The sequence below is a fragment of the Pseudoxanthomonas sp. LH2527 genome, assembly GCF_022539275.1.
Lineage (GTDB): Bacteria > Pseudomonadota > Gammaproteobacteria > Xanthomonadales > Xanthomonadaceae > Pseudoxanthomonas_A.
On record NZ_JAKZBW010000001.1, the window covers coordinates 146,504 to 167,968 of the forward strand.

The following is a 21,465-nucleotide window of genomic DNA, read 5'->3' on the forward strand; positions in this document are numbered from 1 at the left end:
AGAGCATCGCGGCCATGGGCCGCTCCTACATCGCCTTCTTCGATTCCCGACAACATGACCGATCAGACCTCAGCGACGCAGCCCTCCGCCGACGAGAACAGCCTCATCGCCGAGCGTCGCGCCAAACTGACCGCACTGCGCGGGCAGGGCATCGCGTTCCCCAACGACTTCCGGCGCAGCGATTACGCCGGCGACCTGCAGACGCAGTACGAGGATGCCGAGTTGTGGACCGGCGAGGCGCTGGAAGGCAGTGGCCGGCAGGTCAAGCTGGCCGGGCGCCTGATGGCCAAGCGGGTGATGGGCAAGGCCAGTTTCGTGCAGATCCAGGACGAGTCCGGCCGCATCCAGCTGTTCCTGCAGGCCAATACGCTGGGCGAGACCTACGAGGCCTTTAAGGGCTGGGACATCGGCGACATCGTCGGCGTGGAGGGCGGGCTGACCCGCACCCGCACCGGCGAACTGTCGGTGAAGGCCGAGGTGTTCCGCCTGCTCACCAAGTCGCTGCGTCCGCTGCCGGACAAGTGGCACGGCCTGTCGGACGTGGAGCAGCGTTACCGCCAGCGCTACGTCGACCTGATCGTCACGCCGGAAGCGCGTGCGGTGTTCATCAAGCGCTCGCGCATCATCCGCGCGATCCGCGAGTGGCTGGATGCCCGGCGCTTCCTTGAGGTCGAGACGCCGATGATGCATTACATCCCCGGCGGCGCCGCGGCCAAGCCGTTCACCACCCACCACAATGCGCTGGACCTGGACCTCTACCTGCGCGTGGCGCCGGAGCTGTACCTCAAGCGCCTCGTGGTCGGCGGCCTGGAACGCGTCTATGAGATCAACCGCAATTTCCGCAACGAAGGCGTCAGCACCCGCCACAACCCGGAATTCACCATGCTGGAGCTGTACGAGGCCTACGCCACGTACACCGAGATCATGGACCTGACCGAGGGCGTCATCCGCGACGTGGCGCACGAGGTGCTGGGCACCGGGCAGGTGGCCTGGGACGGCCAGGACATCGACCTGGAGCCGGCGTTCCGCCGCTGGCGCATGGACGAGGCCGTGCGCCACCACAATCCCGAGATCAGCGCCGCCGACTGCACCGACCGCGACGCGCTGGTGCGCCACTGCGAGCGCTTGAAGATCCACGTCAAGCCGTCCTACGGCTGGGGCAAGCTGCTGCTGGAGATCTTCGAGAAGACGGTCGAGCACACCCTGGTGCAGCCGACCTTCATCACCGACCACCCGGTGGAGGTGTCGCCGCTGGCGCGCGCCAACGACGACCAGCCCGGCTACACCGACCGCTTCGAGCTGTTCATCAACGGCAAGGAGATCGCCAACGGCTTCTCCGAGCTGAACGACCCCGAGGACCAGGCTGCGCGCTTCATGGCCCAGGTCCAGGCCAAGGAAGGCGGCGACGACGAGGCCATGCATTTCGATGCCGATTACATCCGTGCGCTGGAGGTCGGCCTGCCGCCCACCGGCGGCCTGGGCATCGGCATCGACCGGCTGGTGATGCTGCTGACCGGGTCCGAGTCGATCCGCGACGTCCTGCTGTTCCCCTACATGCGCCCGGAAAGCCAGGGCTGAAAGAACAGGCCCGGCACGTCAATCGGGTGACGCTCCGGGGCAGAATGGGCGCTCGCCGGCATGACGCGGCGGGTCCATTGGCGCTGGGCGATGCCGTTGCCGGGCCTCGTTTTCCCGGCCATCCACCCGCCACGGAGGGACGGGAAGGCCGCAATTCCGTGACGGAGGTCAATTTGCTCAGCCCCGACAGGCCCTTGCGACGGCTGGCACGCTTCCTGCGTCGACTCACACGCAGGACGGTCAATTTTCCGCCGCCCGCGCCGATAGAAGTCAGGGGAGGGGGCCCCGGGATTCGCATCGGTTCCCTTCGTGGATCACGGACCCCGCCCGGGCCCGTGGCGCCGAACAGGACTGACGACATGTTGGATGCGAGCGCCGCCGGAGTATCCTTGCCCGATAGCCACGTGACGTGGCCACAAGGGGTGGGCAACGCTTTGAACATCGTCATCGTCGACGATCAGACGTCCGCGCGCACGATGCTGCGCCATGTCATCGAGGACATCGCGTCCGAACTGGCCGTCCACGATTTCGGCGATCCGCTGGCCGCCCTGCAATGGTGCGAGAAGAACCGCACCGACCTGCTGCTGCTCGATTACCGCATGCCGGGGATGGACGGGCTGGAGTTCGCCCGCCGCTTCCGCCGCCTGCCCATGCATCGCGACATCGCGATCATCCTGATCACCGTGGTCGGCGACGAGCCGATCCGCCAGGCCGCGCTGGAAGCCGGCGTCATCGATTTCCTGGTCAAGCCGGTCCGCCCGCGCGAGCTGCGCGCCCGCTGCCGCAACCTGCTGCAGCTGCGCCAGCAGTCCGAGAACGTCAAGCAGCGCGCCCTCTCGCTGGAGCAGCGCCTGTTGTCCAGCATGCACGAGGTCGAGGAGCGCGAGCGGGAGACCCTGTCGCGCCTGGCCCGCGCCATCGAGTACCGCGACAGCGGCACCAGCGCCTACCTGGAGCGCATGGCCCACGTGGCCGGCCTGATCGCCGAGCAGCTCGGCCTGCCGGAAGACGAGGTGCGCACCATCGAGATGGCGGCGCCGCTGCACGACATGGGCAAGATCGCCATTCCCGACTCGGTGCTGATGAAGGCCGGCCCGCTGACGGCCGAGGAGACCGATGTCATGCGCCGCCACCCGAAGATCGGCCACCAGCTGCTGTCGGGCAGCCAGAACCGTTTCATCCAGACCGGCGCGCTGATCGCGCTGCGCCACCACGAACGCTACGACGGCAGCGGCTATCCCGATGGCCTCGTCGGTGAGCAGATCCCGTTGGAAGCGAGGATAGTGGCGGTGGCGGATGTGTTCGATGCGCTGATTTCGCCACGCCCGTACAAGAAGGCGTGGGAGAAGGATGCCGCGCTGGCGTACCTGTACGCACAGCGCGGTCGCCTGTTCGACCCCGCATGTGTCGACGCGCTGATCCGAGGGCGGGCGCGGCTGGACGACATCTGCGAACGCTACTCGACGGTGCAGAGCCGTCCAGGGATGGAGTAAGCCATGAGCAACCCTCTCAGCTGGATCAAGTCCCGCCTGGCGCACCGCAGCGACAGCGAGCACGGCCAGGCGCTGATCCGCGTCGTGCTGATCTCCATCATCCTGGTCTACGCGCTGCTGCCGTCCTCGCGCGAAGCGCTGCCGTCGGGCGAGTACGCGATCGTCCTGGCCATCATCACCTCGGGGCTGGTGAACAGCCTGGGTATCTTCGCGTGGCTGCTGGTGCAGCCGGGCACCTCGCATGCGCGCCGCGGACTGGGCATGGTCGCCGACTACGGCCTGCTGGCCGCCGCAATGAACGGCATGGGCGAGCCGCTGTCGTGGGCCTACGTGGTGCTGATGTGGATCACTGTCGGCAACGGCCTGCGCTACGGCAACCGCTACCTGGTGATCGCTGTGGCGATGGCCAGCACCGCCTTCGCGACCGTGGTCGCGATGAACGATTACTGGCGTGGCAACCTGACGCTGGGCGTGGGCCTGGTGCTGGGCCTGATCGCGGTGCCGATGTACCTCTCCGGCCTGCTGCGCGACCTGACCCGCGCCACCGATGAAGCGCGCCGCGCGAACGAAGCCAAGAGCCGCTTCCTGGCCAACATGAGCCATGAATTCCGCACGCCGCTCAACGGCCTGGCGGGCATGTCCGAACTGCTGGCGACCACGCGGCTGGATGCCGAACAGCGCGAATGCCTGTCCACCATCCAAGCGTCGACGCGCACGCTGCTGGGCCTGGTCGAGGACGTGCTGGACATCTCCGCGATCGAAGCCGGCAAGGTCAAGCTCAACGTGGTGGAGTTCTCGCCGCGCGAACTGGTCGACAGCATCGGCCTGATCCTGATGCCGCAGGCCCGCGGCAAGCAGGTCCGCTACGAAGGCGTGGTGGACGACGCCATTCCGCTCAAGCTGCGCGGCGACGCCGGCCATCTGCGCCAGGTGCTGCTGAACCTGGCGGGCAATGCGGTGAAGTTCACCGACGAGGGCGAAGTGCGCATGGTCGTCGTGCCGACGCTGGCCGACGGCAACCAGCTGCGCCTGCGTTTCACCGTGACCGACACCGGCATCGGTGTTCCCATGGCGCTGCGCGAGCGGCTGTTCGAGGCCTTCGAGCAGGCCGACGGCAGCCTGTCGCGCCGCTACGGCGGCACCGGCCTGGGCACCACCATCGCCAAGGGCCTGACCGAGGCGATGGGCGGCACCATCGGATTCGAGAGCCATGAGGAGCGCGGCAGCTGCTTCTGGGTCGAACTGCCGTTCGAGGCGGTGCCGGAGCGCGTGATGGTGCCGGCCGTGCACGGCCACGCCGAATGGCTGCAGGAGGAACCCGAGACATCGAGCGCGGAGAACATCATCGCGTTCTCCGACCCGTTCCTGCGTCATCGTGCGCGCGTGCGCAGCATGCAGATCCTCGTGGCCGACGACCACGAGGCGAACCGCATGGTGGTGCAGCGCCTGCTGCAGAAGGCCGGCCACCGCATCACCTGCGTCAACGGCGGCGAAGAAGTCCTCGATGCGCTGGAGTCGGCGTCCTACGATGCCGTCATCTGCGACCTGCACATGCCCGGCCTGAGTGGCCTGGACCTGCTGAAGCAACTGCGGGTGATGGAAGCCGGCAGCGGCAGCCGCACGCCGGTGCTCATCCTGAGTGCGGACGTCACGCCCGAATCCATCCAGCGGTGCGAGCAGGCCGGCGCCCGTGCATTCCTGGCCAAGCCGGTGGTCGCCACGCGCCTGCTGGATGCGCTGGCCGACATCGCGACGTCCGGCCGCGTCACGGCGACGGCGACCAGTGCGGCGCCGGTGCGTGCGGAAGTCTCGGACGGCGTGCTGGATGTCAGCGTGCTGGACGAACTCACCGCGCTGGGCATGGGCGAGGCCTTCGAGCGCGAGTTCATCGAGCAATGCCTCAACGACGCCGATGGCTGCATCGGCGCCATGGCCCACGCGATGGAGCGTGGCGATGGCGAACACCTGCGCGAGCATGCGCATGCGCTGAAGGGCGTGGCCAGCAACCTCGGCCTGGTGAAGCTGGCGGCGGCGGCGGGCGAGATGATGAGCCTGGCCGACTGGCAGATCACGCGCGAATGGCGGCATCGCCTGGCGGCGTTGAACTCGCACCTGAGCCATGGCCGTGCCGCGCTCGACGCGCGCCAGCGCGTGCGCAACGCCGGCGGGAAGGGCAACGAGAACTCGTCTTCCTGAGCGCCGCGGGTCGGACCGGCGCCGGCGGGAACGGGAAGGAATCGGGACCGAGGGTACGCCGCTGCGCGAGGCAGGGTCCGAGGCGAGTACGGTGACCCGGACTCGCCCTTGAAGGCGCCATGCGCGCTTCAACCCCCTGGTTTTCCCCTGTGGTTTTCTGCGATGGACGCAGACCTGCAGGTGATCAGGCTGCGCGGATGGACCGCTTTTCCTGCGCGCGGACGATGCGCTCCATCATCTTCAGCGACTTGTCGCCGAGCGTCAGGGCGGTGTCGACCCACACCTCGGTGATGCCCATCAGCTCGTCATAACCGACCGGCTGGGCGAGGTTGCGGCAGGCATTCAGTGCCAGGTGCGCATGCGGCGAACGGCGCTGCTTGTCGATGATGGACTGCACGGCGGCGGCGCCCTGGCCCTTCGGCACCAGTACGTCGACCACACCCATCGCATGCAGTTCGTCGCTGGTGTAGATGTTGCCGTCCAGGATGATCTTCTCGGCGACCTGCGGCGACACGCGCTTGCACAGGAACGAGTAGGCGCCCATGCCCGGGAACAGCCCGAACAGCACTTCCGGCAGGCCCATGTCCACGCCTTCCTCGGCGACGATGGTGTGGCAGGACAGCGCGATCTCCAGGCCGCCGCCCAGCGCATCGCCCTGGATCAGCGCGATCGTGCGCACGTCGCCGCCCAGCCCGGTGTTGAGGTGGTGGACGCCATCGATGCAGCGGCGCGCGTAGCTCAGCAGGCGGTCGCGGTTGTTCTCGCGGATCAGCTGCGAGAACAGCTCTAGGTCGCCGCCGAGGTTGAAGGCATTGGCGTCGGAGGCGACCACCAGGTGCCGCAGCTTGCCCGGCTGGCGCTGGGATTCGCGCAGGGTGATCGAATTCATGAAGCTCAGCACGTCATCGAGCATCTGGCTGCGGAAGCAGGGACGCACGCCGGGCGCGGCATCCGAGTGCATGTACATCCAGTGGGCATCACCGCTGGGTTCGGACTCGACGCGGATGGTCGGGAAGGCGCGGGTACGCTGCAGTTTTTCGACGTTGTTCATGGAGAGCTCCTTGGAGGGGTTGCTTGCCCGCGCGGCAGGGGATGCGGGTGACGGATTAATGTGACGCAGGTGGCATCACGCGCCGATCCTACACCTGAACGAATAATTAAAATCCATTGCACGCGCGCGCTTGTGCCACGTCGCCCCGGTCTGCCCGCCATCGGCCTCTGTATTTGTGACGGACGTCTAGAATCGTCCCCTAAAGGCCTGAACCAAAAGAAAAAAGGCCGGCACAAGGCCGGCCTTTCCAGAGCGCCTGAACAGCGCTGTCACACTGGCTTGGCGGGTTCCCGGAGTTCCTTGCGCAGGATCTTGCCGACATTGGTTTTCGGCAGTTCCGTGCGGAACTCGATGTGGCGGGGCTGCTTGTAGCCGGTCAGGTTGTCGCGGCAGAACGCCTTGACCTGCTCGGCGGTGAGGGCAGGGTCCTTTTTCACGATGAAGACCTTCACGGCCTCGCCCGACTTGTCGTCCGGCACACCGATCGCGGCCACTTCCAGCACACCGTCCAGGCCGGCGATGACATCTTCGACTTCGTTCGGGTACACGTTGAAACCCGACACCAGGATCATGTCCTTCTTGCGGTCGACGATGTAGAAGAAGCCGTTCTCGTCCATCTTGGCCATGTCGCCGGTATGCAGCCAGCCATCGGCATCCATCACGTTGGCGGTTTCCTCGGGCCGCTGCCAGTAGCCCTTCATCACCTGCGGGCCCTTGATGCACAGTTCGCCCACTTCGCCCGTCGGCACGATGTTGCCGTCGTCGTCCTTCAGGCAGGCATCGGTGGACGGCACCGGCAGGCCGATGGCGCCGTTGTAGTCGTGCAGGTCCATCGGATTGATGCACGCCGCCGGCGAGGTTTCGGTCAGGCCATAGGCTTCGACCAGCGTCACGCCGGTGACCTTCTTCCACTTCTCGGCGACGGCGCGCTGCACCGCCATGCCGCCGCCCAGGGTCATCTTGAGGTTGGAGAAATCCACCTCGTCGAAGCCCGGTGTGTTGAGCAGACCGTTGAACAGCGTGTTGACGCCGGTGATGGCGGTGAAGCGCGTGGCCTTCAGCTCCTTGACGAAGCCCGGCATGTCGCGCGGATTGGTGATCAGGTGGTTCAGGCCGCCGAGCTTCATGAAGACCAGGCAGTTCGCCGTCAGTGCGAAGATGTGGTACAGCGGCAACGCGGTGATGATCACCTCGTTGCCGTAATCCAGTCCGGTGCCGACCCACACGCCGGCCTGCTGCATGTTCGCCACCAGGTTGCGGTGCGTCAGCATCGCGCCCTTGGCCACGCCGGTGGTGCCGCCCGTGTACTGCAGGAAGGCGATGTCGCCGGAGTCGATGTCGACGTCAGGCAGGGTATGCAGCTGGCCCAGCGTCAGCGTGTCCTTGAAGCGCACGGTGCCCGGGATGTCGTAGTCCGGCACCATCTTCTTCACGTACTTCAGCACGAAGTTGACGATCGCGCCCTTGGGGAAACCGACCAGGTCGCCCAGCGCGGTGGTGATGACCTGCTTCACCTGCGTGCCGGCCAGCGCTTCCTGAGCGGTCTTGCCGAAGTTGTCGACCACCAGCAGCACGCTGGCGCCGGAATCGACCAGCTGGTGCTTGAGTTCGCGCGGGGTGTACATCGGATTGACGTTCACTACGGTCAAGCCGGCGCGCAGCACGCCGAAGATCGCGATGGGGTACTGCAGGCAGTTCGGCATCATGATGGCGACGCGGTCGCCCTTCTTGAGCTTGAGCTCGCCGAGCAGGTAGGCCGCGAACTGGCGGCTGAGCGTATCGATCTCGCCGTAGGTCAGCGTCTTGCCGAAGTTGCGGAACGCGGGGCGGTCGCGGTACTTGCTGATCGCCTCATCGAAGACGGACACGATGGAGCGGTACTGCTCCAGGTCCACCTGCTGCGGCACGCCTTGCGGATAGCTCTTGAACCACGGACGTTCCTGACTCATCGTTCCACTCCCTCCCCAGGGTCTTCGGGTTGCCTTGCGGCGCTCATTGGGCAAACGCCGGATACGGCGCCTGCTGGGAGCATACCGTTCCGGATGGAAAAGGCGAAGGTTTCGATGGCGAGCAGTGGAGTGAGCGTGCGCGGATGGCTGCTGGCGGCGATGTCGATACTCGCCGCCTGCACGGGCGGCACGCCCGAGGCGCAGTTGCGGCAGCAGTTCGACGAGATGCAGGCGGCGGTGGAAGCCGGCCGGCCGGGGGATTTCCTCGATGGGGTCAGTCCGGCGTTCACCGGCGGAGACGGGATGGATCGTGCTGCGTTGCACAACCTGCTGCGCGCGCGTGCACTGACGAACACGCGCATCGGTGCCACTACGGGACCGCTGAATGTGACAGTCGATGGCGACAACGCGGAGGTCGCGTTCGACCTGTTGCTGACCGCCGGCAGCGGTGGCCTGCTGCCGGACCAGGCGGGCACGTATCGCGTGGTGACGGCATGGCGGCAGGAGGACGGCGAGTGGCGCGTCCACCACGCCCGCTGGGAACGCGGTCGCTGATCACTTCACCGGGGTGAGCGCTCCGCCAGACCAGCGGTAACGCAGCGTCTTGGCAATGCTCGGACAGCAGCGCGGATCGTTGGCGGCGGGCCATTTCGTTTTCAGCTCGATCACGCCACCGGCCACCTTCATGCCTTCCACCAGGCCAAGCGCATCCTGCGTTTCGCCCGCTGGCGCATAGCGCGATCCCTGCTTCGCCAGTACGGCGACGCCATGGTGCCAGTAGGTGGGGCCGTACAGGGTCCAGAGGACGACGATCTCCGCTTCGCCATCGTTGTCGAGGTCGGCCACTACCACGTCGCCCGCTTCATGGCCCTCCTGCGGATTGCCGCCCGCCGCCTGCTTGCCGGCGACGAACTGTTCGGCGATGCGCCGCGCCTGCTCCTTATCGGGTTCGGGATCGGCGGCGAGACATGTGCCGGCCACCAGCATGCCTACGCAGAAGCAGGCGTATCGCACGGTCCAACCCGGAGTGCGTGTCGTCATCACCGGTCTCCGTGGCCTCGATCGCAAGGCCTTCAACACCCGCAACGCCGGGAAGGCGCGGAACCGGCAACGGGTCGGCTTGCCCTGCAGCGGTGGGGACGGGATCATCGGTGCCTACAACAGGGGAATACCTTCATGTCGATTCGCTGGACGTTCCTGGCGTGCCTGTGGCTGACCGCCGTCAATGCTTCCGCGCAGGAAGCGCTGCATTACCAGACGCCGCCACCGGAGATCCTGCAGTTGGCGGATGTGCAACGGCCGCCCAGCGTGGTCACCGACAGCCGCAAGACCCGGCTCGTGCTGTTCTACCGCGATGCGTTCAAGTCGCTGGCGGAACTCTCGGACGAGGAACTGCGGCTGGGTGGTCTGCGGGTGAATCCGCGCACCAACATCGCCAGCACCACCACCTATTTCAACAACCTGCAGGTGCAGGCGCTTGCGGGCGGCACGCCACGGCCGGTGACCGGCCTGCCGGCGGCGCCGCGTCTGGCCAACTTCACGTGGTCGCCGGACGAGGCGCGGCTGGCCTTCACGCACACCACCCGCGTCGGCGTGGAGGCATGGGTGCTGGACCTGGCGTCCGCGCGCGCCACGCGCCTGACCGAGGCGCGCGTGAACGGCAACGTGGGCAACCCGTTGACGTGGTTCCGCGACAACCAGGCCTTGCTGGTGCGCATGCTGCCCGTGCAACGGCCCGCGCTGGTCGACACCGCGCGCGAGGTGCCGACCGGCCCCATCGTGTCCGTCAGTGACGGCAGCAAGGCGCAGAACCGCACCTCCCAGGATCTGCTGAAGAACCCGCAGGACGAGGCGAACTTCACCGTGCTCGCCACGTCGGAACTGCATCGCGTGCCGTTGAAGGGGCGCGCGACGCGGTGGCGTGGCGCCGCCATGTATACGGGCGAATCCTTCTCGCCCGATGGTCGCTACGTATTGCTGCGCACACTGCGCACGCCGTTCTCCTACCTGGTGCCATACAGCCGGTTCCCGTATCGCGCCGAGGTGGTGGAGACGACCGGCAAGGCGGTGGTGACGGTGGTCGATGCGCCGCTGGCGGAAAACCTGCCGAAAGGCTTCATGGCCGTGCGTGCCGGTCGCCGCGACATCGACTGGCGTGCCGACCAGCCGGCGACGCTGATCTGGGCGGAGGCGCTGGACAAGGGCGATCCGGCGGTGGAGGTGCCGTTCCGGGATGAAGCCTTCGCCTGGGAAGCGCCGTTCACCGCGCCGCCGCGCTCGATCTTCAAGACCGTCGATCGCGTGCGGGGCGTGCTGTGGGGCGATGATCGCCACGCCATCGTCACCGATTACTGGTGGAACACGCGCAACACGCGCACCTATCTGTTCGATCCGTCGCAGGCCGGCGCGCCGCTGCGCGAACTGGCCAGCCGCAACTACCAGGACCAGTACAGCGATCCGGGCGAGTTCGAGACCCGGCGCAATGCGGCGGGCGAGCGGGTGTTGGCGCTGGACGACGGCCAGGCGCACCTGATCGGCGATGGCTTCACGCCGGAGGGGCAGTTCCCCTTCATCGACCGCATGGACCTGGCCAGCGGCAGCAAGGAGCGTCTGTACACCTCGCGCCTGACCGGCCAGAAGGAGACGATCCAGGCCTTGCTGGATCCGCATGCAGGCACCGCGCTGGTGCGGCTGGAATCACCGATCGCATTCCCGAACTACTACATCCGCCACCTGAAGCAGCGCATCGCACCGGTGGCGGTCACGCACTTCGAGAATCCGTTCAAGGGCCTGCAGGGCGTCCACAAGGAAGTGCTGACCTACACGCGTGCCGATGGCCTGCCGCTGACCGGCACGCTCTATCTGCCGGCCGGCTACGACCGCGTGGCGAAGACGGAGAAACTGCCGCTGGTGATGTGGGCCTATCCCGCCGAGTACAAGGACCGCAACAGTGCCGGCCAGAACACCACCAATCCCAACGAATTCATCTTCCCGAGCTACGGCTCGCCGGTCTACTGGGTGACGCGCGGGTACGCGGTGCTGGATGACGCGGCGTTCCCGATCGTCGGTGAAGGCAAGGCGGAACCGAACGACACCTTCGTCCCGCAACTCGTGGCCAACGCCAGGGCGGCGATCGATGCAGTGGATGCGCTGGGCTACATCGACCGCAAGCGCGTGGCGGTGGGCGGGCACTCCTACGGCGCGTTCATGACCGCGAACCTGCTGACGCATTCGGACCTGTTCGCGGCCGGCATCGCCCGCAGCGGCGCCTACAACCGCACGTTGACGCCGTTCGGCTTCCAGCAGGAAGAGCGCAACTACTGGGAGGCGCCCGAGGTCTACAACGGCATGTCGCCCTTCATGCACGTGGACAAGATGAAGACGCCGCTGCTGCTGGTGCATGGCGAGGCCGACAACAACTCGGGCACGTTCACCATGCAGAGCGAACGCTACTTCAATGCGCTGAAGGGCTTCGGCGCACCGACCCGTCTGGTGCTGCTGCCGAAGGAGAGCCACGGCTATGCCGCAAAGGAGTCGGTCCTGCATCTGCTGTGGGAGCAGGACCAGTGGCTGGAGCGCCATGTGAAGCAGCGCAAGCCGGCGGGCGGAACCTCCAACACTTCGCCGCAATAGCACCAGGCCTTCACCTTGCAGGAGCGACGTCAGTCGCGACCGCACGGCAGGATCAACCGGTTCGAACGATTTGCAGACAGTCGATCAGGCCGGGAAAGCGCTCGGCTGATCGTGTTCTGGTCGATCCAGTTTCCGGTCGCGACTCACGTCGCTCCTACAGCACTGAGCCCGCCCACTGTTTCCGGTGGGCGGGCGCGAGGCATTACGCGTTCTTGCGCGCCGCCAACTGGCGAAGCACGTAATGCAGCAGGCCACCATGGCGGAAGTATTCCACTTCCTTCGGCGTCAGCAGCAGGACCTTGGCCTGGAACGCGACCGTGGTGCCGTCGGCCTTGCGCGCGGTCACGGTCGCGGTCTTCGCCGCGCCGTCCTGCAGGCCGGTGACGTCGAACACCTCCGAGCCATCCAGGCCCAGCGATTGTGCGTTCTGGCCGTCGACGAACTGCAGCGGCAGCACCCCCATGCCGACCAGGTTGGAGCGGTGGATGCGCTCGAAGCTCTCGGCGATCACCGCCTTCACGCCCAGCAGGTTGGTGCCCTTCGCCGCCCAGTCGCGCGAGGAGCCGGTGCCGTACTCCTTGCCGGCGATCACTACCAGCGGCACGCCGTCGGCCTGGTACTTCATCGACGCGTCGTAGATCGACATCTTCTCCGGCGGCGTGCTGCCGAAGTACAGCGTATTGCCGCCTTCCTCGCCACCGAACATCAGGTTCTTGATGCGGATGTTGGCGAAGGTGCCGCGCACCATGACGTCGTCGTTGCCGCGGCGGCTGCCGTAGCTGTTGAAGTCGACCGGCTGCACGCCGCGCGACATCAGGAAGCGGCCTGCGGGCGAATCCTTCTTGATGTTGCCGGCCGGCGAGATGTGGTCGGTGGTGATGGAGTCGCCGAACAGGCCCAGCACGCGCGCACCGTGCACGTCGTCGATGCTGCCGACCTCCATCGACATGCCGTCGAAGTAGGGCGGATTCTTGATGTAGGTCGAGTCGCCGTCCCATGCGTACAGATCGCCATCGGGTGAGGCGATGGTGTTCCAGCGCGCGTCGCCCTTGAACACGTCGGCGTAGTTCTTGGCGAACATCTCCGGTCCGACGGTGCGCGCGATGAAGTCGCCGATTTCCTTGTTCGTCGGCCAGATGTCCTTCAGGTAGACCGGTTGCCCATCGCTGCCCGTGCCCAGCGGCTCGGTGGTCATGTCGATGTCGGTGGTGCCGGCGATGGCGTACGCCACCACCAGCGGCGGGCTGGCCAGGTAGTTCATCTTCACTTCGGGATGCACGCGGCCCTCGAAGTTGCGGTTGCCCGACAGTACCGACGCGGCCACCAGATCGTCGGCGGCGATGGCCGCCGACACGTCATCCGGCAGTGGTCCGGAGTTGCCGATGCAGGTGGTGCAGCCGTAGCCGACCACGTAGAAGCCGAGCTTCTCCAGGTCGTCGAGTACGCCCGCCTTTTCGAGGTAATCGGTCACCACGCGCGAGCCCGGGCCGAGCGAGGTCTTGACCCACGGTTGCGCCTTCAGCCCCTTGGCCACCGCGTTGCGGGCGAGCAGGCCGGCGCCCAGCATCACCGCCGGGTTGGAGGTGTTGGTGCAGGAGGTGATGGCGGCGATCACCACGTCGCCGTCGCGCAGTTTCTTGGTGCCGCTGTCGGGTGCGGATTCGCGCGACGCCTCCTGCGCACCGACGGCCGTGCCGCCGCCGCCTTCGTTCTTCAGGCGGTCTTCCTGCACCAGGTCGATGCGCTTGCGGCGGGCATCGGCGAACGGCACCAGGTTGTCGCGGAAGTTCTGCTTCACGTCCTGCAGCAGCACGCGGTCCTGCGGGCGCTTGGGGCCGGCCAGCGAGGGCTTCACGTCGCCCATGTCCAGGTGCAGCGTGGCGCTGTACTCGGCGTGCGGGCTGTTGGCGTCGTGCCACAGGCCCTGCGCCTTGGCATAGGCCTCGACCAGCGCGATCTGCTCCTCGCTGCGGCCGGACAGGCGCAGGTAGGTCAGCGACTCGTGGTCGATCGGGAAGATGCCGCAGGTGGCGCCGTACTCGGGCGCCATGTTGCCGATGGTGGCGCGGTCGGCCAGCGGCAGGTGCTGCAGGCCGTCGCCGTAGAACTCGACGAACTTGCCCACCACACCCAGCTTGCGCAGCATCTGGGTCACGGTCAGCACCAGGTCGGTGGCGGTGGCGCCTTCGGGCAGTTTGCCGGTCAGCTTGAAGCCGACCACCTGCGGGATCAGCATCGACGAGGGCTGGCCCAGCATCGCGGCTTCGGCCTCGATGCCGCCCACGCCCCAGCCCAGCACGCCGATGCCGTTGATCATCGTGGTGTGGCTGTCGGTGCCGAACACCGTGTCGGGATAGGCGATGGCCTGTCCGTCCTGCTCACCGGTCATCACCACGCGGGCCAGGTTCTCCAGGTTCACCTGGTGGACGATGCCGGTGTTCGGCGGCACCACCTTGAAGTTGTCGAACGCCTTCTGGCCCCAGCGCAGGAAGCCGTAGCGCTCCTTGTTGCGGTCGAATTCGATCTTGCCGTTGAGGTCTAGCGCGTCGGCGCTGCCGAACACGTCCACCTGCACCGAGTGGTCGATCACCAGTTCGGACGGGATCAGCGGATTGATCTGGTCCGGGCTTCCGCCCAGCTTGACCACGGCATCGCGCATGGCGGCCAGGTCGACCACGCAGGGCACGCCGGTGAAGTCCTGCAGCACCACGCGGGCCGGCATGAAGGCGATCTCCGTGTCGGGTTCCCTGGTGGCCTCCCAGCCGGCGACCGCCTGGATGTGCTCCGGCAGCACGGTCACCCCGTCCTCGCAGCGCAGCAGGTTCTCCAGCAGGATCTTCAGGGAGTAGGGCAGGCGGGCGAAGCCTCCCTTCGGATCCAGCCGCTCGGCGAGCGCCGGCAGGCTGTAGTACGCGTAGGACGTGCCGTTGACGTCCAGGGATCGGCGGGTGGCGAAGGAATCGCTCATCGCGGAGGCTCCTGTAGCTGGGGAAGGGGGTGCGGGAGCAGCATAAACCGTCCGTCCCGCGCGTCTTGTCGAGGCTTGCCCGGATTATCCGCCAAGCTCGGGGTGGGCCGTGACCCGACCAAGGGATGGGCCGCTGGACCGCCGTCGTCATGGGGTACGTCAACGAAAGTATGTATAATTCATCCATACTCAAGAGGGCGTGACGATGGAAGCCACCGTGGCCGAGCGCGGCCAGATCACCCTGCCCAAGGCCGTGCGCGATGCGCTGGGCCTGACCAAGGGCAGCGTGCTGAAGGTCGAGCTTGAAGGTAGCCGCATCGTGTTGCGGAAGAGCGTCGACGACGCGATTTCGCGCGTGCGCGGCAAGTTCGCCCTCGATGCCGACAGCCCGACCGGTGGCGCCGGCGAATGATCGCCGTCGATGCCCCCGTCCTGATCGAGCTGCTGACCGACGGTCCGCGCGCCGACGCCGTCGAAGCCGGCCTGCGCCAGAGCCTGGGCAGCGGCCGGGTGGTGGTCTGCGATGCCGCACTGGCTCAGCTCTGCGCCTCGCTGCGCAACGGCGCCGACGCGCTGGCCGCTCTGGAAGAGATGGGCGTGCATTTCAGTGCCGTCGAGGCCAAGTCCGCACTGCGGGCCGGCGAGATGCAGCGCCGGCACCGGCAGCGCGACGGCGAGGCGCGACCGATCGCCGACTTCCTGGTCGGCGCGCACGCGCTGCTGCAATGCGATGGCCTGATCACCTTCGACACCGCCTTCCATCGCGACTATTTCAAGGGCCTGAAACTGATCGTGCCCGCGAACGAATAAGCATCACCCCGTTTTCCCATTCCACCGCATCACCGAACGACCGGAGCCATCCATGTTGGAAGCCTATCGCCACCACGTAGCCGAGCGCGCCGCGCTGGGCATCCCGCCGCTGCCGCTGTCGGCCCAGCAGACGGCCGAGGTCATCGAGCTGCTGAAGAACCCGCCGGCCGGTGAAGAAGAGACCCTGGTCGAGCTGATCACGCACCGCGTGCCCGCCGGCGTGGACGACGCCGCCAAGGTCAAGGCGTCCTACCTGGCCGCCGTGGCCTTCGGCACCGAGAAGACCCCGCTGATCACGCCGCAGCGCGCCACCGAACTGCTGGGCACGATGCTGGGCGGCTACAACATCCACCCGCTGATCGACCTGCTGGACAACGCCGACCTCGGCGCCACCGCCGCCGAAGGCCTCAAGCACACGCTGCTGATGTTCGACAGCTTCCACGACGTGCAGGAAAAGGCCGAGCAGGGCAACGCCCACGCGCAGGCCGTGCTGCAGAGCTGGGCCGATGCCGAATGGTTCACCAGCAAGCCGGAAGTGCCGCAGAGCCTGACCGTCACCGTGTTCAAGGTGCCGGGCGAGACCAATACCGACGACCTGTCGCCGGCGCCCGACGCCACCACCCGTCCCGATATTCCGCTGCACGCACTGGCGATGCTGAAGAACAAGCGCCCCGACGCGCCGTTTGTGCCGGAGGAAGACGGCAAGCGTGGTCCGATCGCCGAGATCCTGTCGCTCAAGGACAAGGGTCACCTGGTCGCCTACGTCGGCGACGTGGTCGGCACCGGTTCCTCGCGCAAGTCGGCGACCAACAGCGTGCTGTGGTTCACCGGGCAGGACATCCCGTTCATCCCGAACAAGCGCTTCGGCGGCGTCTGCCTGGGCAGCAAGATCGCGCCGATCTTCTACAACACCATGGAAGACGCCGGCGCACTGCCGATCGAGCTGGACGTGTCGCAGATGAACCACGGTGATGTGGTCGAGCTGCGTCCGTACGACGGCAAGGCGCTGAAGGACGGGCAGGTGATCGCCGAATTCCAGGTGAAGTCCGACGTACTGTTCGACGAAGTGCGCGCCGGTGGCCGCATCCCGCTGATCATCGGTCGCGGTCTGACCGCGAAGGCGCGCGAAGCGCTGAAGCTGCCGGCGACGGACCTGTTCCGCCAGCCGCAGCAGCCGGTCGACAGCGGCAAGGGTTTTTCGCTGGCGCAGAAGATGGTCGGCCGCGCCTGCGGCCTGCCGGAAGGGGAGGGCGTGCGCCCGGGCACCTACTGCGAACCGAAGATGACCTCGGTGGGCTCGCAGGACACCACCGGCCCGATGACCCGCGATGAGCTGAAGGACCTGGCCTGCCTGGGCTTCTCGGCCGACCTGGTGATGCAGTCGTTCTGCCACACCGCCGCGTATCCGAAGCCGGTCGACGTGAAGACGCACCACACGCTGCCGGAATTCATCTCCACCCGCGGCGGCATCTCCCTGCGTCCGGGCGACGGCGTCATCCACAGCTGGCTCAACCGCATGCTGATGCCCGACACCGTCGGCACCGGTGGCGATTCGCATACGCGCTTCCCGGTGGGCATCTCGTTCCCGGCCGGCTCGGGCCTGGTCGCGTTCGCCGCGGCCACCGGCGTGATGCCGCTGGACATGCCGGAGTCGGTGCTGGTGCGCTTCAAGGGCGAGATGCAGCCGGGCGTGACCCTGCGTGATCTGGTCAATGCCATCCCGTACTACGCGCTGAAGTCCGGTCTGCTGACCGTCGCCAAGCAGGGCAAGAAGAACATCTTCTCCGGCCGCATCCTCGAGATCGAAGGCCTGCCGGACCTGAAGGTGGAGCAGGCGTTCGAGCTGTCCGACGCCTCGGCCGAGCGCTCCGCCGCCGGCTGCACGGTGCGCCTCAACAAGGAGCCGATCATCGAGTACCTCACCAGCAACATCACGCTGCTGAAGTGGATGATCGCCGAAGGCTATGCCGACGCCCGTTCGCTGGCCCGCCGCATCAAGAAGATGGAGGAGTGGCTGGCCGACCCGCAGCTGCTGGAACCGGATGCCGACGCCGAGTACGCCGCCGTCATCGAGATCGACCTGGCCGACGTGCACGAGCCGCTGCTGGCCTGCCCGAACGATCCGGACGACGTGAAGACGCTGTCCGACGTGGCCGGCACCGCGATCGATGAGGTCTTCATCGGTTCGTGCATGACCAACATCGGCCACTTCCGCGCGGCGGCCAAGCTGCTGGAAGGCAAGCGCGACATCCCGACCCGCCTGTGGGTCGCGCCGCCGACCAAGATGGACGCCTCCGAGCTGACCAAGGAGGGCGTCTACGGCACCTTCGGCACCGCCGGCGCACGCATGGAAATGCCGGGCTGCTCGCTGTGCATGGGCAACCAGGCGCAGGTGCGCGAGGGCGCGACGGTGTTCTCCACCAGCACCCGCAACTTCCCGAACCGCCTGGGGCGCAATTCCAACGTGTTCCTCGGCTCGGCCGAACTGGCGGCGATCTGCTCGCGTCTGGGCCGCATCCCGACCAAGGCCGAGTACATGGCCGACATCGGCGTGATCAACGACAACGGCGCCGAGATCTACCGCTACATGAACTTCGACCAGATCCAGGAGTACCAGGACGTGGCGAAGACCGTCGCGGCCTGAGGTCGGACGGAGACGGAAAGGCCCGGCATTGCCGGGCCTTTTTTTCGGGAACGTGCTTGCCTCAGGGCAGCCAGTCGTCCACGGCGTCCAGCATCTGCCGACGACTGAAGACGAAGTCCCACATCGTGCCGCCCATCTGGCGCCACAGCACCGCCGAGCGGACCGCCGCCAGCAGGATGGCGCGGATCTCCGCCACCACGCCGGGTTGGCCCAGGTAGTGGGGATTGCCCTGGACCATCACGCGCGGGCGCAGATGGCTGATGGTGTCCGCGTACAGGCCGCCCAGCGCCGACAGGACGTCGGGATGCGTGCTGCCGTGCTGCTCGGCGCGCGGTGCGATCTCGGCCAGGCCGCGGGTGACCGCATGCACCGTATCGTCTTCCTGCACGAAGCGACGCTCGAGTTGCAGCACGGCCATGGCCAGGCGCGAGAGGCCGTTGTCCTGTGTTTCCTTGGCCAGGTAGCCACGCAGCACGCGCAGGCCCGGCGTGATGTCGCCGACGCGGCCGTACACGGCCAGCGGCGTGGCCGCGTCGATGCGGAACACGCTGTCCAGCGCGGCCTGCACGGCGGCAGCTTCCGACTGGCCGGTGTCGGCGATGCGTCGAACCTGGTGGAGGGCCTGCGCCAGCCCGGCGAGGGCCAGTACGCGGTCGGAATATCGATTGCTCAAGCTGCTTGCTCCGCGAGTTTCGTTTCGAGGGGGGCGTCCGTACGCGCGATCACCGCGCCTCCCAGGCATTCATCGCCAGCGTAAAGGACCAGCGACTGCCCGGGCGTGACGGCGCGCTGGGGCTGGAGGAACCGCACCGACACGCTGCCGTCGTCCCGCACCTCCACCTCGCAGTCCTCGTCCGGCTGGCGATAGCGCGTCTGCGCGGTGCAGGCGAAGCGGCCCGCAGGCGGACTGCCGGCCACCCAGTGCGCGGTTTCCGTCCACAGCCGCGTGGACATCAGGAACTGGCTCTGCGTGTCCTGGTCGACGTACAGCACGTTGCCGGCGACATCCTTGCCCACCACGTACCACGGCGCCTGTGGGCGGCCGCGCACGCCGCCGATCTGCAGGCCCTCGCGCTGGCCCAGGGTGAAATAGAACACGCCGGGATGCTCGCCGATCACCTGGCCCGACGGGTCACGCATCTCGCCCTTCTTCGCAGGCAGGTAGCGTCCGAGGAACTCGCGGAAATCGCGTTCGCCGATGAAACAGATGCCGGTGGAATCCTTCTTGTCGTGCGTCTGCAGGCAGGCCTCCCGTGCGATGCGGCGCAGCTCGGTCTTCTGCAGTTCGCCGATCGGGAACAGGGTCGCCGACAGCTGCGCCTGGCCCAGCTGGTGCAGGAAGTAGCTCTGGTCCTTGCTGCGGTCCACGCCGCGCAGCAGGCGCCAGCGGCCGCCTTGCCGATCGACGCGCGCGTAGTGACCGGTGGCGATCTTCTCGGCGCCGAGTTCGCGCGCGGCATCGAGGAAATGCTTGAACTTCACCTCGCGGTTGCACAGCACGTCCGGGTTGGGCGTGCGGCCGGCGGCGTACTCGGCGAGGAAGTGCTCGAACACGCCCTCCCAGTACTCGCTGGAGAAATCGCGGAAGTGGAACGGGATGCCCAGCCGGCCGCAGACCGCCACGGCATCGCGGCGGTCGTCCTCGGCGCGGCAGTCGCCGCTGCCATCCTCGGCCCAGTTCTGCATGAACAGGCCGGCGACGGATTCGCCCTGCTGCACCAGCTGCAATGCGGCCACCGACGAATCCACGCCGCCGGACACCCCGACGATGACGCGCGGCACGCTCATGCGATCTGCTGCAGCGTCGACAGCGGCGAACGACGCCCGGCCAGGAAGTCCTGCACCACCTGCCACACCAGCGGGCTGCGGTGGCGGTCGGACTGGGCCTGCAGTTCGGCCGGCGTCAGCCACAGCGCCTGCACGATGCCGTCGTCGAGCGGGCTGTCCGGCAGGTGGCGCACGGGGTCGGCCGCGAACGCGAAGCGCAGGTAGTGGCGTCCGCTCTCGGCCTTCCACTGGTAAGCCCCGATGAAGGCGGTGGGCGCGACCTCCCAGCCGGTTTCCTCCAGCGTCTCGCGGCGGGCGGCTTCCAGCAGGCTCTCGTCGGGCTCAAGGTGGCCGGCCGGCTGGTTGAACACCAGGCGGCCCTGCGCACGCTCTTCCACCATCAACAGCTTGCCGTCGCGGACCACCACCGTGGCCACGGTGACGTCCGGCTGCCAGAAGCGTCCCTCGCGGTAGCTCACTTACAGTTCGTCCTTGTCGCCGGAGAGTTCGATTTCCTTGTTGTCCGCGGTCTCGGAGGCGATGTCCATGGCCGCCTCCAGTGCGGCACCGTCGATGCTGTCCGGCAGCTTGATGACGAAGTACAGGACGTCGCCCGAGATCTCCCAGCTGCCGAGCTTCTTGCTGCGGCTGTCGGCGAGCAGGGCCAGCGCCTTGGCGCCATCGATGCCGTCCGCCGCCACCCGGCCGGCCGGCGAGAAGACTTCGCGGATGCTGATGCCGTTGACCTGCTCGGTGCGGCCGGACACGAAGACCAGCTGCGTGCGGTTCTCCTGCTTGTAGGAGTAGGTGACCTTGTAGTCGCCGTCCCCGTCTACCTCGAACTGGATGCCGCGCGCCTTCAGCCGGGCTTCGACCGCGGCGTCGGCGGCCAGCGCCGGGGTTGCGAGGGTGGCGGCGCAGAGCAGGAGGGCGGCGGGCAGTCGGGACAACGTCGGTTTCATGGGTGGCTCGTCAGGCGGGATGGCGCATTGTGGCCGGGGTCACGCATCGCGTCCATGCGGCCGGCGCTGGCTGGCGCCTATAATTGGCGCATGCCCCGCAAGAACGAAAACGAACGCGACCATGGCCTGATGGTGGAAACCAGCCGGCCCGAGGTCGCGCCACCGCCGCTGTACCAGGTGCTGCTGCTCAACGACGACTACACGCCCATGGATTTCGTGGTGACCGTGCTGCAGCAGTTCTTCGTCATGGACCTGGAAAAAGCCACCCAGGTGATGCTGCACGTGCATACCCGCGGCCGCGGCGTCTGCGGCGTGTACACCCGCGAGGTGGCCGAGTCCAAGGTGGCCCAGGTCAACGAGTTTTCCCGTATGAACCAGCATCCCCTGCTGTGCACGATGGAGAAATCCTGACGG

The 21,465-nt window shown here is 67.1% G+C and carries 17 protein-coding genes; 9 read left to right on the forward strand and 8 right to left on the reverse strand.

Annotated features, from left to right (window positions below; all coding sequences use genetic code 11):
• Nucleotides 1-54: 54 nt before the first annotated feature.
• The 3 genes from lysS to MMG85_RS00680 all read left to right on the forward strand — a co-directional run bounded on the left by lysS (nucleotide 55) and on the right by MMG85_RS00680 (nucleotide 5,267).
• Entirely contained in the window at nucleotides 55-1,578 is a 1,524-nt protein-coding gene (gene lysS, locus MMG85_RS00670) for a lysine--tRNA ligase (protein ID WP_241044087.1), read from the forward strand.
• 359 nt (nucleotides 1,579-1,937) lie between these two features.
• On the forward strand, nucleotides 1,938-3,071 hold the full coding sequence (locus MMG85_RS00675) for a two-component system response regulator (RefSeq protein WP_241044088.1): 1,134 nt from the start codon (nucleotides 1,938-1,940) through the stop codon (nucleotides 3,069-3,071).
• Between the two features lie 3 nt (nucleotides 3,072-3,074).
• Nucleotides 3,075-5,267, forward strand: a complete 2,193-nt coding sequence (locus MMG85_RS00680; protein WP_241044089.1) for an ATP-binding protein — start codon at nucleotides 3,075-3,077, stop codon at nucleotides 5,265-5,267.
• Nucleotides 5,268-5,451: 184 nt separating this feature from the next.
• On the opposite strand, the gene MMG85_RS00685 is transcribed toward MMG85_RS00680, so the two are convergent.
• Complete coding sequence (locus MMG85_RS00685; RefSeq protein WP_055943130.1) at nucleotides 5,452-6,318, reverse strand: crotonase/enoyl-CoA hydratase family protein; 867 nt, start codon at nucleotides 6,316-6,318, stop codon at nucleotides 5,452-5,454.
• Nucleotides 6,319-6,587: 269 nt separating this feature from the next.
• On the reverse strand, nucleotides 6,588-8,267 hold the full coding sequence (locus MMG85_RS00690; RefSeq protein ID WP_241044091.1) for a long-chain fatty acid--CoA ligase: 1,680 nt from the start codon (nucleotides 8,265-8,267) through the stop codon (nucleotides 6,588-6,590).
• 135 nt (nucleotides 8,268-8,402) lie between these two features.
• Here MMG85_RS00690 and MMG85_RS00695 point away from each other — a divergent pair, with 135 nt between their 5' ends.
• The gene (locus MMG85_RS00695) at nucleotides 8,403-8,822 is read left to right on the forward strand and encodes a nuclear transport factor 2 family protein (protein WP_241044093.1); all 420 of its coding nucleotides are present in this window, start codon (nucleotides 8,403-8,405) and stop codon (nucleotides 8,820-8,822) included.
• Here the strand turns inward: MMG85_RS00695 and MMG85_RS00700 are convergent, their stop codons facing one another.
• Complete coding sequence (locus MMG85_RS00700) at nucleotides 8,823-9,254, reverse strand: hypothetical protein (protein WP_241044095.1); 432 nt, start codon at nucleotides 9,252-9,254, stop codon at nucleotides 8,823-8,825.
• Nucleotides 9,255-9,443: 189 nt separating this feature from the next.
• Between MMG85_RS00700 and MMG85_RS00705 the strand changes: the two genes are divergently transcribed.
• Entirely contained in the window at nucleotides 9,444-11,900 is a 2,457-nt protein-coding gene (locus MMG85_RS00705; RefSeq protein ID WP_241044096.1) for a prolyl oligopeptidase family serine peptidase, read from the forward strand.
• A gap of 202 nt (nucleotides 11,901-12,102) precedes the next feature.
• Here the strand turns inward: MMG85_RS00705 and acnA are convergent, their stop codons facing one another.
• Nucleotides 12,103-14,868 carry an aconitate hydratase AcnA gene (acnA, locus tag MMG85_RS00710; protein ID WP_241044098.1) on the reverse strand — a complete coding sequence of 922 codons (2,766 nt, stop codon included), beginning with the start codon at nucleotides 14,866-14,868 and terminating at the stop codon, nucleotides 12,103-12,105.
• A 205-nt stretch (nucleotides 14,869-15,073) separates the two neighbouring features.
• On the opposite strand from acnA, the gene MMG85_RS00715 reads away from it, so the two are divergent.
• The 3 genes from MMG85_RS00715 to acnB are packed head-to-tail and all read left to right on the forward strand — an operon-like array spanning nucleotide 15,074 to nucleotide 18,322.
• Nucleotides 15,074-15,280, forward strand: a complete 207-nt coding sequence (locus MMG85_RS00715) for an AbrB/MazE/SpoVT family DNA-binding domain-containing protein (protein ID WP_241044284.1) — start codon at nucleotides 15,074-15,076, stop codon at nucleotides 15,278-15,280.
• Complete coding sequence (locus MMG85_RS00720; RefSeq protein ID WP_241044099.1) at nucleotides 15,277-15,678, forward strand: type II toxin-antitoxin system VapC family toxin; 402 nt, start codon at nucleotides 15,277-15,279, stop codon at nucleotides 15,676-15,678. Before MMG85_RS00715 ends, MMG85_RS00720 begins: the two co-directional genes overlap by 4 nt.
• A gap of 52 nt (nucleotides 15,679-15,730) precedes the next feature.
• Nucleotides 15,731-18,322, forward strand: coding sequence for a bifunctional aconitate hydratase 2/2-methylisocitrate dehydratase (gene acnB, locus MMG85_RS00725; protein WP_241044101.1), 2,592 nt, complete (start codon nucleotides 15,731-15,733; stop codon nucleotides 18,320-18,322).
• Nucleotides 18,323-18,383: 61 nt separating this feature from the next.
• On the opposite strand, the gene hflD is transcribed toward acnB, so the two are convergent.
• Genes hflD through MMG85_RS00745 form a run of 4 tightly spaced genes read right to left on the reverse strand, consistent with a single transcriptional unit; the run spans nucleotide 18,384 to nucleotide 21,051 of the window.
• Complete coding sequence (hflD, locus tag MMG85_RS00730; RefSeq protein WP_241044102.1) at nucleotides 18,384-18,995, reverse strand: high frequency lysogenization protein HflD; 612 nt, start codon at nucleotides 18,993-18,995, stop codon at nucleotides 18,384-18,386.
• The gene (gene mnmA, locus MMG85_RS00735; protein WP_241044104.1) at nucleotides 18,992-20,110 is read right to left on the reverse strand and encodes a tRNA 2-thiouridine(34) synthase MnmA; all 1,119 of its coding nucleotides are present in this window, start codon (nucleotides 20,108-20,110) and stop codon (nucleotides 18,992-18,994) included. The genes hflD and mnmA overlap by 4 nt, the downstream gene beginning before the upstream one ends.
• Nucleotides 20,107-20,568 (reverse strand): NUDIX hydrolase, encoded by a 462-nt coding sequence (locus tag MMG85_RS00740; protein ID WP_241044105.1) that lies wholly within the window; start codon nucleotides 20,566-20,568, stop codon nucleotides 20,107-20,109. Before MMG85_RS00740 ends, mnmA begins: the two co-directional genes overlap by 4 nt.
• Nucleotides 20,569-21,051: a hypothetical protein gene (locus MMG85_RS00745; RefSeq protein WP_241044107.1), complete on the reverse strand. Its 483-nt coding sequence runs from the start codon at nucleotides 21,049-21,051 to the stop codon at nucleotides 20,569-20,571.
• A gap of 90 nt (nucleotides 21,052-21,141) precedes the next feature.
• On the opposite strand from MMG85_RS00745, the gene clpS reads away from it, so the two are divergent.
• The gene (clpS, locus tag MMG85_RS00750; protein ID WP_055943165.1) at nucleotides 21,142-21,462 is read left to right on the forward strand and encodes an ATP-dependent Clp protease adapter ClpS; all 321 of its coding nucleotides are present in this window, start codon (nucleotides 21,142-21,144) and stop codon (nucleotides 21,460-21,462) included.
• Nucleotides 21,463-21,465 lie beyond the last annotated feature (3 nt).